Raw genomic sequence first — 13925 nt, forward strand, 5'->3', positions numbered from 1 at the left:
TTCAACACCAGCGAGTGCTGTCCGCCGCCCGCCACCGCCGTCACGTTCGTGAGACTGGGGACTCGCACGGGCAAGGAGCGCCGTGTCGTGCTCCCATCGCCGAGCTGGCCGAAGGTGTTCTGCCCCCAGGCCCACACCGTCCCATCGACCTTCAGCGCCAGTGAATGCGAGCCCCCGCCCACGACGGCCACCACCGACGCCAGGGAGGAGACGAGGCCGGGAACAAGCCGCTGGGCGGAGCCACCATCGCCCAGTTGCCCGTCCGAGTTCGCGCCCCAGGTCCAGGCCGTCCCGTTCGCCTTGAGTGCCAGTGAGTGCGAGTTGCCCGCGCCAATCTCCGACACCCCGAGCAGTCCCGACACGGGCACGGGCAGCAACCGCTGCGTGGTGGTGCCGTCACCGAGCTGTCCCGTCGCGTTGTTGCCCCAGGCCCACACGGTGCCGTCCGCCTTCAGCGCGAGCGAGTGGGAGAAGCCCGCGACAATCCGGACCACGTCCGTGAGCCCCGGCACGCGCACGGGAGCCCGTCGCGCCACGGTGTCACCGAGCCCCAATTGACCCCGCTCGTTGTTTCCCCACGCCCACACCGTGCCGTCCGCCTTCAGCGCGAGCGAATGCAGGTCTCCCGCCGAGACGATGCTCACCGAGGACAATCCCCAGACGCGCGCGGGCACGGCTCGGGTCCGCAGGGTGCCGTCACCAAGCTGTCCGAAGGTATTCGAGCCCCAGCTCCACGCCGTTCCATCCGGCCGCAGCACCAGCGAATGGAGACGTCCCGCGGAGACGGTTTGATTCCGGGGAAGCCCCTCCGCGGCCTTCACCGTGCCCACCTCGGGCACGGGGACCTCTCTCGAAAGAGGCTCCTTACAGCCCAGGACCCACAACCCGCACATCAGGACCGCGAACACGCATGCCCTCGGGCCGCCCGGCATCGTCTCTTCACGCCTCATGTTTCCCTTCCGAAAGCGGACTCGAAAATGCTCGGTCCCGGAAACACCCTCGGTGGTGGAGCCAGACTCGCGCTCCACCACCGGGGGCCCGTTCCGCTAGAGGCGCACCAGCTCCACGTCATCCATGTGGATGAAGTTGGCGCCGTTGCCCGTGGTCGCCCGGGTGTGGAAGCCCAGCTCCAGGTAGCCCCCCGTGACGTTGATGGCGGGCGTCTCCACCAGCGTCCACGCGCCATACGTGCCCAGGTCCGTGAAGACCGGTCCGCAGGAGGCGCACGTCTTCGCCTGGATGCGCGCCAGGTCGAACCCACCGGCCTTCCTCACCCACGCGCGGACCTTGTAGTTGCCCGACGCGAGCCCCGACACGGACTGGTACGTCCACACCTCGAAGGGCGTCGCGTTGGTCCAGTGCGTCAGGTGGTAGCTGCCCGTGCGGCCACCGTTGTGCGTCTCGCTGAAGTCCGCGGCCTCGGTGCCGTTGGGGCTCCAGGTCGACCAGCCGCTCATGTTCGCCTCGAAGCTGGGATTGGCCAGCGAGGGGCCACTGGAGCCGCCCGCCTGGTACCAGCGCACCCACTCCACCTCCATCGTCTTGCGCTGCCCGGAGGGCAGGTCGATGGAAGCCGGCGAGGTGTTGCCATACCAGTTCCCGCCCAGCGCCAGGTTCAGCAGGACGTAGTGGTTCTGCTGGAACGCCGGGTCGTTGTGGAAGAAGTCCGCGTTCGCACGGACCTGGTTGTCCAGACGGAAGATCATCCGGTCCGCCGTCCACTCCACCTCGTAGACGTGGAAGGCGTCCGCGACGCTGTAGCCCCGGTTCGCTCCGGAGCCCCAGTGCTGCACCCCGTTGGACGAGTGCGTGGCCACCTTCATCCACGACGGCTCGTTGGAGTGCCACTCCAGGATGTCGATTTCACCGCTCGCCGGCCAACCGACGTTGGAGATGTTCGCGCCCAGCGTCCAGAACGCCGGCCACATGCCGTACCCGGACGGCACCTTGATGCTCGCGACGAGCTTGCCGTAGCGCCGCTCCACCTTGCCCTTGGTGTGGATGCGCCCCGAGTAGAACGAGCGCGGCCCGTAGCCCGCGCAGCGCGAATCATACGGCCCATCCGACGTCCGCTCCGCGGTGAGGATGAGCTTGCCCCCGCTCACCGTGACGTTCTGCGCGCGCGGGAACTCCAGCTCTCCCGTGCCGAAGTTGCAGTTGTTCGTGACGGGGTCGTGGTTGCTCGTCAGCACGTTCCAGTTGGCCGCGTTCAGGCCCGTGCCGCCGAAGTCGTCCTGCCACGCCAGGCTCCAACCCGGCCCCGGGTCGTACGCCTGCTCCTTCTGCGCCTGACTCTCCAGCGGTACCGCCTCGGGCTCCACCGCCACCTCGCTGCCACAGCCCGCCAGCACCAGCCCCGCAACCACCCACCACGCCTCGGTCCGTCCTGCCATGCATTCCTCCTGGAATGGGTTGAGACCTCTATTTCACGAAATCCTAGCATTTCCGCATTGTCGCGATGGATTCGTCGTGGCCTGCTGGCGCCCTCCTGTCCGGCCGATGCTCGGTGGTGGGCGCGCGGGCGGTGCCTAGCTTCTGACACGTCCATCCAGTGGCGCCCCGAGGGGCGCCGAAGCGGGAGGCGTCATGCGCGGCACGGCGGCGATGTTCCGGGAAATCACCACGCCCTGGGGGCACCGGAGCTGGCGGTTCAAGCTGGCCAAGGCCGCGCGCGGCTATCTGCGCAGGCCCCGGCTGCGCATTCCCTCCGGAGCCACCGACGCGGCGTCAGCGACGCAACGGGTGCTGCTGTACTTCATGCTTCCCGCGTGGCTGGTGCCAGGCGTGGTGGACTGGGTGTGGCACAAGCGCACGGACATCGAGCACACCAGCGGCGCGGGCGAGTCGCTCATCCACTGCCTGATGATGACCGAGGTGGGCGTGCCGGTGATGATGGGGCTGTTGATGGAGATCAACCCGCTCACCCTCTCCGTCATGCTGGGGCACTCGCTGGTGCACGAGGCGACGGCCTTCGCGGACGTGGCCTACGCCATCAACCACCAGCGGGACGTGGAGCCGCGCGAGCAGCACACGCACAGCTTCCTGGAGGTGCTGCCCTTCATGGCCGTGTCCTCCATCGTCTGCCTGCACTGGGACCAGTTCCTGGCCATCTGGGGCATCGGCGGACGCAAGGGGCGGTGGCGCTTCGCGCTGAAGAAACAGCGACTGCCGGCGGGCTACCTGCGCAACATCCTGCTCGGCATCGGCGCCACCATCGTCCTGCCCTACGCCAACGAGCTGTGGCGCTGCATCCGCGCCCAGCGCCGGGGCGAGGCGCGGCCTCCGTGGAAGGTGGGCCCCCGCGAGCCCGTGGTGATTCCGGAGGGGCTCGCCGCGCACAGCCCCTACGCGCGACCTGTCATCGAGGCCCACTGAGGCAAGGCCTCCTTGTTCAGATGGCGTAGTCCCCCACGAACACGGAGGCGGTGAGCACATCGGCGCGCACCGCGTCCCCTTCCACGACGCCGAGCGCGTCGAACTCCGAGCGAGGCACCTGCACGGTGACCTCGTCCCCGGAGGGCATGCGCAGGAGCACCTTCACGAAGCCGCCCACGGGCTTGAAGCGCTGCACCCTGCCCGTGAAGGGCGTGACGCCCTCCGTGGAGACGGAGCGGGCCAGCTTGATGTCGTGGGGCCGGACGAAGGCGTGCACCGCCTCCCCTTCACGCGCGGCGGCGGGCACGGTCAGCGCCAGCGAGCCCAGCGATGCCCTGCCCTCCAGGACGCGACCGCGCAGGACGCTCGCCCCGCCGATGAACGACGCGACGAAGGGTGACGCGGGCCGGTCATAGATGTCCTCCGGCGAGCCCGCCTGCGCCACGCGCCCATCACTCATCACCACCACGTGCTGCGAAATCTCCAAGGCCTCCTGCTGGTCATGCGTCACCAGCAGCGTCGTCAGACCGGTGCGCGTATGGAGTTGATGGAGCCACTCGCGCAGCTCCTCGCGCACCCGCGTGTCGAGCGCGCCGAAGGGCTCGTCCAGCAGCAACACCCGGGGGCGGATGGCCAGCGCGCGCGCGAAGGCCACCCGCTGGCGCTGTCCGCCGGAGAGCTGCCCCGGATGGCGCTCGCCGAGCGCCTCCAACTGGACCAGGCGCAGCATCTCGTCCACGCGCGCCTCCACCTCCGCGCGAGGAAGCTTCCGCACGTTGAGTCCGAAGGCGATGTTCTCGCGCACCGTCATGTGCCGGAACAGGGCGTAGCTCTGGAAGACCACGCCCACGTTGCGCTGCTGCACGGGCAGCGACGTACAGTCCACGCCGTCGATGAGGACGCGACCGACGTCCGGGATTTCCAGCCCGCAGATGAGGCGCAGGAGCGTGGACTTGCCGGCGCCGGACGGCCCCAGCAGGGAAGTGATTGCGCCCGCGGGCGCGTGGAACGAGACGTCCGAGACGGCGGGACTGCCGCCCGGGGAGAACCGCCGGGTGAGCTGCTCGACGATGATGCTCATGACGCCTCACTCCTCCACTCCACGTACTTCTTCAGCACCAGCGTCACGAGCGCGAGCAGCGTGAGCAACGACGCCACGGCGAACGCTCCCGCGAAGTCGTACTCGTTGTAGAGAATCTCCGCGTGCAGCGGCAGCGTGGTGGTGACGCCGCGCACGTGCCCGGACACCACCGACACGGCTCCGAACTCCCCCATCGCCCGCGCGTTGCAGAGGATGACGCCGTAGAGCACACCCCACTTCACCTTCGGCAGCGTGACGCGAAGGAAGGTGCGCCAGCCGCTCGCCCCCAGCGTGAGCGCCGCCTCCTCCTCGTCGCTGCCCTGCGTCTGCATCACCGGCAGCACCTCCCGCACGACGAAGGGCAAGGTGATGAACACCGTGGCCAGCACGATTCCCGGCACGGCGAAGATGACGTGCACGTCATGCTCGGACAGGAACGGTCCCAGCCAGCCCTGTCGTCCGAAGAGCAGCACGAAGATGAGCCCGGCGATGACGGGGGACACACTGAACGGCAGGTCGATGAGCGTCAGCAGCAACGCGCGCCCCCGGAAGCGGAACCGCGCCAGGAGCCATGCCGCCGCCAGGCCGAAGACGAGGTTGAGCGGCACCGCGATGGCCGCCGCCGTCAACGTCAGGACGATGGCGGAGCGCGCCTCCGGCTCGGTGATGGCAGCCAGGTACGCCTCCCATCCCTTCTGGAACGCGAAGGTGAAGACGGCGACCAGGGGAACGACGAGGAAGACAGCCAGGAAGCCCAGCGCCACGGTGATGAGCGTCCCCCGGACCCACGGTGAGCCCTCCAGCGTCCGGGTCTTGCGTCGGGGCAGATGTATCGTCGGAGCGAACATGCCCGTCACGCCCCCGCCCTGGCTTCCAGCCGGCGATGACTCCAGCGCTGGAGCACGTTGACGACGAGCAGCAGGAGGAATGACGCCATCAGCATGACGACGGCGATGGCCGTGGCGCCCGCGTAGTCGTACTGCTCCAGCTTGGTGACGATGAGCAACGGAACAATCTCCGTGCGCAGCGGCATGTTGCCGGAGATGAACACGACGGAGCCGTACTCCCCCAGCGCCCGCGCGAAGGCCAGCGTGAAGCCGCTGAGCAGCGCGGGGAAGATGGCCGGGAACAACACCCGCGCGAAGGTCTGCCACGGCGTCGCGCCCAGGGTGGCCGCCGCCTCCTCCACATCCACGTCGATGTCCTCCAGCACGGGTTGCACCGTGCGCACCACGAAGGGCAGGCCGATGAAGGTCAGCGCCACGGCCACGCCCACGGAGGTGTAGGCCACCTTGAAGCCCCACGCCTCCAGGTACTGGCCGTACCAGCCCTTCGCGGAGAACAGCGTGGTGAGCGTCAGCCCCGCCACCGCGGTGGGCAGCGCGAAGGGAAGGTCCACCAGCGACTCCACCAGCGAGCGGCCCGGGAAGCGGTAGCGCACGAGCACCCAGGCCACCAGGAGCCCGAAGACGACGTTCGCCAGCGCCGCCGACAGCGACGCGCCGAAGCTGAGCCGGTATGCGGCGAGCGCCCGGGGCGCCGTCACCGTCTCCCAGAACTGGAGCCACGTCAGCGAGAAGGTCTTGAGGAACAGGCTGGACAGCGGAATGAGGACGAGCAGCCCGACATAGGCCCAGGTGAAGCCCAGCGACAGCTTGAAGCCGGGCAGGACATGGCGGCGAGTGAGCGAGCCCATGGCTCAATGCGCCTGGGGGACGTAGATGCGGTCGAACACGCCCCCGTCATCGAAGTGGGCCGCCTGCGCCTTGCGCCAGCCACCGAAGACCTCGTCGATGGTGAAGAGCGTCACCTTGGGGAACCGCGCCCCCTGCTTCAACGCCACCTCCTCCGAGCGGGGACGGTAGTGGTGCTTCGCCGCGAGCCGCTGCCCCTCTTCCGAGTAGAGGAACTGGAGATACGCCTCCGCCACCGCGCGGGTGCCGCGCTTGTCCACGTTGCGGTCGACCACCGCCACGGGAGGCTCGGCGAGGATGCTCGTCGACGGGACGATGATTTCGAAGCGCTCCTTGCCCACCTCGTCCGTCAGCAGGAAGGCCTCGTTCTCCCAGGCGATGAGCACGTCGCCCAGTCCACGCTCCGCGAAGGTCGTGGTGGCGCCCCGGGCTCCCGAGTCCAACACGGGCACGTTGCGGAACAGCGCGGCCACGAAGGCCCGCGCGGACTCCTCGGTGCCACCGGGCTTGCGCAGGGCATGGCCCCACGCGGCCAGGTAGTTCCAGCGCGCGCCGCCGGACGTCTTCGGATTGGGGGTGATGACGGCGACGCCCTCTCGGACCAGGTCGTCCCAGTCCTTGATGCCCTTGGGGTTTCCCTTGCGCACCACGAAGACGATGGTGGACGTGTACGGCGCGCTGTTGTTCGCCAGCCGCGTCTGCCAGCCCTCCGGGATGAGCGACGCCTTGTCGTGGAGCATGTCCACGTCGTAGGCCAGCGCCAGCGTGACGACGTCCGCGTCGAGCCCGTCGATGACGGCCCGCGCCTGTTTGCCGGAGCCGCCATGGGATTGCTTGATGGAGACCTTCTGTCCGTGAGTCGTCTCCCAATGCTTCGCGAAGGCGGCGTTGACGTCCGCGTACAGCTCCCGCGTCGGGTCATACGAGACGTTGAGCAGCGTGACGGTGCTCGGGGCAGCGGACTCGCTCCCGGACTTCGAACAACCACCCAGGGCGAACAGGACGAGCAGGGACAGCCGGAGAGGGAAGCGCATTGCGGGGCCTTTCACCAGCTCACCTGGAAGCGGGACATGACGACATCCTCGGGGATGCGGTCGCCGTCCACGGCGCCGCCATCGAAGCTCGTGTGGTCGAAGGACGTGGCCACACGGACGTTGCTGTTGAGGTACCAGTTGGCGACCGCGCCCCACCCTCGCGCGTTGCGGGCCGAGCGCGTGGGGTCCGCGTAGATGGGGAAGGCATCCGGGTCCACATGGAGCGAGGCGTAGCGCGCGCCCAACTCCACCGCGCCCCAGCCGCCCGCCTCCGCGCCCAGCGGGTCCGTGGGCTTGACGCCGTCATAGGACGCCTTGCCCCCGAAGAGGACGTATGACGCGCTGGCCTGCCACGACTCGAAGCGCAGCCGCGCGTGCCGCGCTCCCAGGTTCACCTCCTGCGTGGACGACACGTACTCGGCCATCGCGCCGACGGGGCCCAGGTAGAGATACCCCTGGGGCGACAGCCGCACGTGTTCACCGTGCGCAATCACCGTCTCCCCCGCTCCCGTGCCCGTCCGGAAGATGAAGAACGTCTGCTGCCCCATGGTGCGCAGCGGCGCCTCTCCCGTGGTGGACGCCGAGCCGAACTGCTGTCCGCGCGACGCGGCGATGCCCAGCCCCAAGCCGGAGAGCTGCTTGAGCTTCGTGGCCCGGAACGGATGCGCGAACAGGCGCGCGGCCAGGTCGAAGCTGTCGTCCAGGTTGGTGTCCGCGCTGGCGCCATCCGCCGTGCCGTTGAAGGCCCCCAGCGCGTAGCTCAGAGTGCCGTCATACAGGTCGCCGTGAACCATCACCCCCACGTCCCGGTTGGGCACCAGGTCCGTGGGCAGCGCGCGCTCGACGAAGAGCGTGTTGATGCCGGACTGGTTGCGCTCCAGCCCCACCGGAGGACGGAACTTGCCCACCCGCACGCGCACCGCCTTGCTGGGGCGGTACTCCAGGTACGCATCCCAGAGCAGCGGCGCGTTGGCCGCGAAGTCCGCCAGCAGCCGGAAGTCGAACAGGTTGAAGAGCGTCCCCTCCAGAAGTGGACGCGCGCGCCGGATGAGCAGCGTGGTGGAGCCCGGCCGGTCCGCCTTGCTCTCGAAGAAGCGGCCATCCATCTGGATGTAGCCCCGCAGCTTCAGCAGGAACGCCTTGTCGGCGGACGAGACGGAGATGCCCTCGGGGGTGGCCTTGACGGCGACGCCCCCCGGCGTCGGTGACGGCGCGGCGGGAGGCGCTTCGGGTGCCGGCGTCTGTGCCACCGCGTGCGGCGCGAGCAGCCAGGCCAGGCCCGCGGCGAGGATGGAGAGTCGGTGTGGTGTGAAAACTGCCATGCGTGACCTCGACTGCGAGAGGAACGCGATGGACGGTGGACTCGGGAGCCAGAAAGCCGAAAGCCCACCTCCTCGCGGATGGTGGGCTCTTCGAACCAGCTCAACCCAGGGTTATCAGGCCAAGGGTCGACAGGCGCCCACCGCAGGTGCGTGACAGCAGCAACAAGCGTGGGTGAGCAGCCGGGCCATGAAGTCTCACCACGATGCCCGGCACCATCGACCTTGTCAACGCACCCCCGCCTGACCAACCCACCGACTCCCTCCCCTTCCAGCGGTGTCGGCGACGTCCTCCGTCCACGGAAATGCCGCGCACGCAGCCACCCTGGTGCAATCCATATCCCACCCAGTAATTCAAGTATAGTCAGAACTCCATGCCAGGAGGCCCTCATGTCCACTCGACGCAATTCGACGCGGGTTCCACGACTCGCGCCGCTGCTCGCCGCGCTGCTGATTGCACCGGAGGCCCTCGCAGCTGAGCGCCCCTCCCTGGTGAACACGCGAATCTCCACGCCCTTCGGTGCGAACGGGCATTCCTCCACCATCGACGGGCGCATCTTCGTGGGCAACATCCGGGAGGACCACGCCACGACGACGACGACCTGGCTGGCGCGAGTGTTCCGACCGGAGGCGGTGACGTACGACGCTCAAGGCAAGCCGAGCTTCTCCGCGGCCTTCTCTGCTGGACGCAGCACCCAGGTGACGAACGGAGAGAACGCGCTGGCGTTCTGCTTCACCAACCCGGCCCAGCCCTATGTCCTGTCAGGAGGGCTGACGGTGTACCAGCCCTTCCTCTTCGACTCGCAGATGTTCAACGGGCCCAACCGCTTCCGCCGGCGTCCGGTGGACATCCGGGTGTCGCAGCCCTTCACGCCGCAGGCGGACATCTCCTCGTTCACCACCGGCAACCTGGAATATCTGACCACCGTCACCGGCGCGAGCATCCGGGGCATCGAGCCGACGATGACCTCCGACGGCCGGCTGCTCATCTATCAGGGCGGCCCCGCCAACGACGGCGGCATCGACCACCTGATGTACTCGTACAACGCCACGCCCTGCGCGGCCACGGGGTGGAGCAATCCGCGCCCGCTCTCCATGATGTACAGCGACACCACCGCGGGCGTGAAGCGCTACCCGCTCTCGTGGCAGAAGCTGAAGGCCTCCACCGGCGAGCTCTTCGGTGAGACGACGTCCGGGCCGCTCATCCGAGCCGCCTACGCCTGGGTGGACCACGAGGGGCGCAACGTCACATACACCGGCGTCGTCTACACGGACGGAGCGCGACGAGAGGCCGTCAGTCTCATCGGCGCGGAGACGGGTTGGACGGCGTACCACATCGATGGCGCCATCAACACGGACCGCAGCGACATCGCCCACCTCTTCTATTCGGGCCCCATGTGGAACCTGGAGCAGGAGCGCGCGCCGGAGCAGAACTTCCCGCCGGGCTCCAGCAATGAGAGCCACTACCTGCCCGTCACCAAGACACATGACGTGCTCGCGCTCTTCGGCAGCAACACGGGGGACTACAACGAGGTGGACATCGGCGAGTTGGTGGACCCCTTCCACGTGCTCTCCCTGCCGATGAACGAGCTGGTGACACGCGCGGGCGCGTATGACCTGACGCGCACCCCGGACCTGTCCGGGAACTTCCACACGGGCACGCTGGTGGGCACCGCCTCCATCTCCGCGGGCAACGCGGTGACGCAGCCGACGTCCGGCTCGCTGTGGGAACCGCACGGCAAGGGCAAGGCGCTCGTCGTCCCTGGCGGCGGGGCGCTCACGGTGAACCTGACGGACGCCTCCGGCACCCGGCCCGGCGTGGGTGGCTTCGCGCGGGGCTTCACCGTGCAGCTCGCGGTCCGCCCGGACACGGGCATCCACACCGGCTGCACCACGGGGAACCCCTACCGGTACCTGCTCCAGAAGGGCAACGCGCTGGACCTCATCTACGAGTCCGACAACACGGTGCAGATGTCCTTCGTCATCAACGGCGCGCGCGTGCGCCTGGGCCGGAGCCCCGCGCTGCCCCTCGGCGCGTGGACCCATCTGGCCTACACCTGGGACGGCGTCACCGGCGTCTTCGGTGAGTACGTCAACGGCGTGCCCACCGGGCGCGCGCTGCCCGTCGCCACGGGCACGTTCAGGCTGGCCACCGGCGCGCTCGCCATTGGCGCGGGCAACGTGCTGAACACGCAGGCCTGCCCCACCAACGGCGAGGGCTCCTTCCGAGGTGCCATCGACGAAGTGCGCTTCTTCTCCCATGCGCGCTCCGCCCGCTCCGTCTGCATGTCCTCACACGGCGCGGACTGTCGCGACGAGGCCATCCAGGAGACTCCCTCCGCGGGCCAGTTCGGGATGAGCCAGCAGCAGCCCGCCTGCAACACCCACGCGGCCCTGGGCACGCTGGCATGTTCGTCCGCCATGCACCGCGTCTGCGCGCAACGTGGCGCCCACGACGCGCTGGCCACCACCACCAACACCTACCAGACGATTCAGCAGCTCATCGGAAACCGTCCGCCCATCTCCCTGCTGGGCGCGCTGGCCGGCGCCACGACGACGGACGTGACGGTGGCGTGTGCCCCCATCCAACATGAGAGCCTGGGCGTCACCTTCGAGGAGCTGGCGCGCAAGCACGCCGGCTGCGTGGACGAGCGCGTCGCGCAGAGCTTCGACTGCTCCGCCGCCGTGCACCGCTGGTGCAACAGCCTGGGGTGGAGCACGGGGCAGATATTCGAGGTGACGTCGCGCCCCTGGGTGGGCTGCTTCAACTCCGGGCTCATCCAGGACGTGGGCAAGGACCTGCTCGGCCCCGCGTCGGGCGCGGGCAACTTCAGCTCCACCGACTCCAAGCTGGAGGTCAGCCGGTGGTGCCAGACGCAAGGGTATGGCGCGGGCGTGGTGCAGGAGCTGGGCGCGGGCAGCCAGGCCAACGTGCACTGCTTCCAGCCCGCCGTGACAGTGCCCTGGAAGCTCAACCCCTGAGGTGACTCATGGGGCCCCCTGGAGTCGGAAGGGGGCCTCTGACATCGTGCCGGCGTGCTCGCGCTGGAGCACCTCCATCACCTCGGAGGGCAGCGGGAACCAGCGAAGGCGCTCCGCCTCTGGTGTGAGCGGAGCGTCCTCCACCGTCCTGTCGCCCACCTCGTGGAGCGCCTGTTCGACGACGCGATGGGCCCGCGCGAGGTAGTCCTCCAGCTCCCGCTCCGGCGCGGAGGGCCCCGGAGACGGGAAGGCGCACTCGCCGCTCGCGTAGGTGACGTCGCTCAGCCGTCCCAGTCTCCGCGCGTGGTCGCGGTGGCGCCACTGTCCGGTGGAGGGCTCGAGCACGTAGTGCGGCAGGAGCTTCCAGCCCTCCTGGGCGACGAAGTCCACGGCATCCAGCAGGAAGCCGAAGGTCGTCTCGGAGAGGAAGTAGTTGAAGCCCAGCCTCACCCAGCCGGGCTTCACGCCATCCGTGCCTCGCAGGATGACGTCCTGGAAGCGGTGGCTGGTGACGGAGTCGATGCCCAGCAACCGGTGGCCATAGGGCCCCGCGCAGGAGCATCCTCCGCGCGCCTGGATGCCGAACAAGTCGTTGAGCAGGGCCACCACGAAGTTGTGGTGGAGGTACGCGTCCCCGTATCGAACCAGGAAGCTGAAGATGGGCAGACGCCGGAGCAGCGGGTTGCCGAGAATGCGCAGGTTGGGATTGGCGCCCCAGCGCGCGAGGGCCCGCTGGGAGAAGTCCTGCTCCCGCGCGTCGATGGCCTCCACGCCCACCGCCTCGCGGAGCTGGAAGACCAGGCCCGCGCGAATCGATTCGACGATGGCGGGCGTGCCCCCTTCCTCGCGATGCACGGGGTCGAGCTGATACACGTGCGCGCGGCCACTCACGTACGACACGGTGCCTCCGCCGGGCACGGTCGGGATGCGATTGCCCAGCAGCCACCGCTTGACGACGAGCACCCCCGTCGTGCCCGGCCCGCCGATGAACTTGTGTGGCGACAGGAACGCGGCGTCCTTGCGCACGCACGCCCTCGCGGGGCCCTCCTCCCGCCCGTTCATGTCGACGTGGACATACGGCCCCGCCGCCGCGAAGTCCCAGAAGCAGAGCGCTCCATGCCGACGCAGGAGCGCGCCGATCTCCTCCTGGTCGCTGAGGATGCCCGTCACGTTGCTCGCCGCCGAGAAGCTGCCGATGCGCAGCGGCCGGTCCTGATAGCGCACCAGCTCGCGCTCCAGGTGGGCCGGGTCGATGCGCCCGTCAGCGTCCTCGTCGATGGTGATGACCTCCGCGATGGACTCGCGCCAGGGCAGGTCATTGCTGTGGTGCTCGTAGGGGCCCACGAAGACGACGGGGCGCTGCTCGAGCGGAATGCGCGAGCTCAAGTCGAACCTCGCATCCAGGTCCGCGGGGATGCGCAGGTTGAGGATGTCGATGAGCTTGCAGATGGCGGCCGTCGCACCGGAGCCGCAGAAGAGGACGACGTCGTCGGGCCCGCCTCCCACCGCGCGGTGGATGAGCTCCCGCGCGTCCTCGCGATAGCGCGTCGTCTGGGCGCCCGTGCCCGACGTCTCCGTATGCGTGTTGGCGTAGAGCGGGAGGACGTGCTCGCGGATGAAGTCCTCGATGAAGCCCAGCGAGCGCCCGGAGGCGGCATGGTCCGCGTAGGTGAGCCGGCGCGGCCCGTAGGGCCCCTGGAGCAGCCGCCCGTCCCCGAGGATGGCGTTCCTGACGGATTCGACCAACCTCGAACAGGCGTCTTCCATCTCGCACCTCTCGATGGAGTGAGGATCCCGCCGAACCTCCCCGACTGTCCAGCGCGTGGGGAACAATGCACGCGACGGAGCGCGTCAGCCACGCTCGGCACTCGTCGTCCCTGCGCCGCCCCATGTTAGCCTGAGCACACTCCATGAACTTTCGCTTCCAGTGCTGGGTGCAGCGTCACGCCAGCGGTCGAGTGACGCTCACACCCCTGTCCCTGCCTCATCTCGCGGTGCACGCGGACACCTTGGAGAAGGCCACCGAGGAGTTGACGCTCGCGCTGGATGACCAGCTCACCCGCATCCATCCGCGTCGCGTACCTGAGTTCATCGCCGCGACGGGAGGCACGCTGCACACGCTGGAGCTGGACGCGATTCCCGTCTGGGGCACCGAAGAGAACACCCTCGCGCCCCTCACCTTCGCCTCCGCCGTCGCGCCCACGCACCAGTCCTATCTCGGACTGCATGCGCCCCGGCTGGAGACGCACCTGTGGTTCCAGGGCAAGAAGGTGCCCGAGGATGCCGCCGAGCGACTGCGCGAACAGTTGGAAGGACTCCCCGATGCGCGGCTCCTCTCCCTGCGCGCGGACGGTGGCGAGGCCCTGATTGACCTGGAGGTGGAGGCCACGCCGACGCGACTGTCGGCCCTCACCCCTCGCCAGCTCCACCTGGATATCCG

10 protein-coding genes and 1 pseudogene are annotated in these 13925 nt (G+C 68.8%); 3 read left to right on the forward strand and 8 right to left on the reverse strand.

The window, feature by feature from the left end; translation table 11 throughout:
- Both HUW62_RS39115 and HUW62_RS39120 read right to left on the reverse strand, forming a co-directional pair.
- A partial coding sequence (locus tag HUW62_RS39115; protein ID WP_368670589.1) for an RCC1 domain-containing protein occupies positions 1 to 950 on the reverse strand: 950 nt, incomplete at its 3' end.
- A gap of 96 nt (positions 951 to 1046) precedes the next feature.
- Entirely contained in the window at positions 1047 to 2393 is a 1347-nt protein-coding gene (locus HUW62_RS39120) for a family 16 glycosylhydrolase (protein ID WP_163870719.1), read from the reverse strand.
- A gap of 193 nt (positions 2394 to 2586) precedes the next feature.
- Here HUW62_RS39120 and HUW62_RS39125 point away from each other — a divergent pair, with 193 nt between their 5' ends.
- Entirely contained in the window at positions 2587 to 3375 is a 789-nt protein-coding gene (locus tag HUW62_RS39125) for a hypothetical protein (RefSeq protein WP_176437314.1), read from the forward strand.
- Positions 3376 to 3391: 16 nt separating this feature from the next.
- Here the strand turns inward: HUW62_RS39125 and HUW62_RS39130 are convergent, their stop codons facing one another.
- The 5 genes from HUW62_RS39130 to HUW62_RS39150 are packed head-to-tail and all read right to left on the reverse strand — an operon-like array spanning position 3392 to position 8506.
- On the reverse strand, positions 3392 to 4456 hold the full coding sequence (locus HUW62_RS39130; protein ID WP_163870718.1) for a sulfate/molybdate ABC transporter ATP-binding protein: 1065 nt from the start codon (positions 4454 to 4456) through the stop codon (positions 3392 to 3394).
- Positions 4453 to 5304 (reverse strand): sulfate ABC transporter permease subunit CysW, encoded by an 852-nt coding sequence (cysW, locus tag HUW62_RS39135; RefSeq protein WP_176437318.1) that lies wholly within the window; start codon positions 5302 to 5304, stop codon positions 4453 to 4455. The genes HUW62_RS39130 and cysW overlap by 4 nt, the downstream gene beginning before the upstream one ends.
- A 5-nt stretch (positions 5305 to 5309) precedes the next feature.
- Positions 5310 to 6152: a sulfate ABC transporter permease subunit CysT gene (cysT, locus tag HUW62_RS39140; protein ID WP_163870717.1), complete on the reverse strand. Its 843-nt coding sequence runs from the start codon at positions 6150 to 6152 to the stop codon at positions 5310 to 5312.
- A gap of 3 nt (positions 6153 to 6155) precedes the next feature.
- On the reverse strand, positions 6156 to 7184 hold the full coding sequence (locus HUW62_RS39145; protein ID WP_240357131.1) for a sulfate ABC transporter substrate-binding protein: 1029 nt from the start codon (positions 7182 to 7184) through the stop codon (positions 6156 to 6158).
- A gap of 11 nt (positions 7185 to 7195) precedes the next feature.
- Positions 7196 to 8506, reverse strand: a complete 1311-nt coding sequence (locus tag HUW62_RS39150) for an OprO/OprP family phosphate-selective porin (RefSeq protein ID WP_176437315.1) — start codon at positions 8504 to 8506, stop codon at positions 7196 to 7198.
- 387 nt (positions 8507 to 8893) lie between these two features.
- Between HUW62_RS39150 and HUW62_RS39155 the strand changes: the two genes are divergently transcribed.
- Positions 8894 to 11485, forward strand: a complete 2592-nt coding sequence (locus tag HUW62_RS39155) for a LamG domain-containing protein (protein WP_176437316.1) — start codon at positions 8894 to 8896, stop codon at positions 11483 to 11485.
- A 6-nt stretch (positions 11486 to 11491) separates the two neighbouring features.
- On the opposite strand, the gene HUW62_RS39160 is transcribed toward HUW62_RS39155, so the two are convergent.
- Entirely contained in the window at positions 11492 to 13231 is a 1740-nt protein-coding gene (locus HUW62_RS39160) for an aminotransferase class V-fold PLP-dependent enzyme (protein ID WP_255203907.1), read from the reverse strand.
- Between the two features lie 164 nt (positions 13232 to 13395).
- Between HUW62_RS39160 and HUW62_RS39165 the strand changes: the two are divergent.
- Positions 13396 to 13925 (forward strand): annotated as a pseudogene (locus HUW62_RS39165) (ATP-dependent Clp protease ATP-binding subunit); the annotation flags it as partial.

It is taken from the genome of Myxococcus sp. AM011 (assembly GCF_013372595.1).
In the GTDB taxonomy this organism is placed as follows: domain Bacteria; phylum Myxococcota; class Myxococcia; order Myxococcales; family Myxococcaceae; genus Myxococcus; species Myxococcus eversor.

Coding starts and splice junctions, on each gene's coding strand:
- cysT (WP_163870717.1), bottom strand. CDS start 6,152: ATGGGCTCGCTCACTCGCCGCCATGTCCTGCCCGGCTTCAAGCTGTCG.
- HUW62_RS39130 (WP_163870718.1), bottom strand. CDS start 4,456: ATGAGCATCATCGTCGAGCAGCTCACCCGGCGGTTCTCCCCGGGCGGC.
- HUW62_RS39125 (WP_176437314.1), top strand. CDS start 2,587: ATGCGCGGCACGGCGGCGATGTTCCGGGAAATCACCACGCCCTGGGGG.
- HUW62_RS39155 (WP_176437316.1), top strand. CDS start 8,894: ATGTCCACTCGACGCAATTCGACGCGGGTTCCACGACTCGCGCCGCTG.
- HUW62_RS39120 (WP_163870719.1), bottom strand. CDS start 2,393: ATGGCAGGACGGACCGAGGCGTGGTGGGTGGTTGCGGGGCTGGTGCTG.
- cysW (WP_176437318.1), bottom strand. CDS start 5,304: ATGTTCGCTCCGACGATACATCTGCCCCGACGCAAGACCCGGACGCTG.
- HUW62_RS39150 (WP_176437315.1), bottom strand. CDS start 8,506: ATGGCAGTTTTCACACCACACCGACTCTCCATCCTCGCCGCGGGCCTG.
- HUW62_RS39145 (WP_240357131.1), bottom strand. CDS start 7,184: ATGCGCTTCCCTCTCCGGCTGTCCCTGCTCGTCCTGTTCGCCCTGGGT.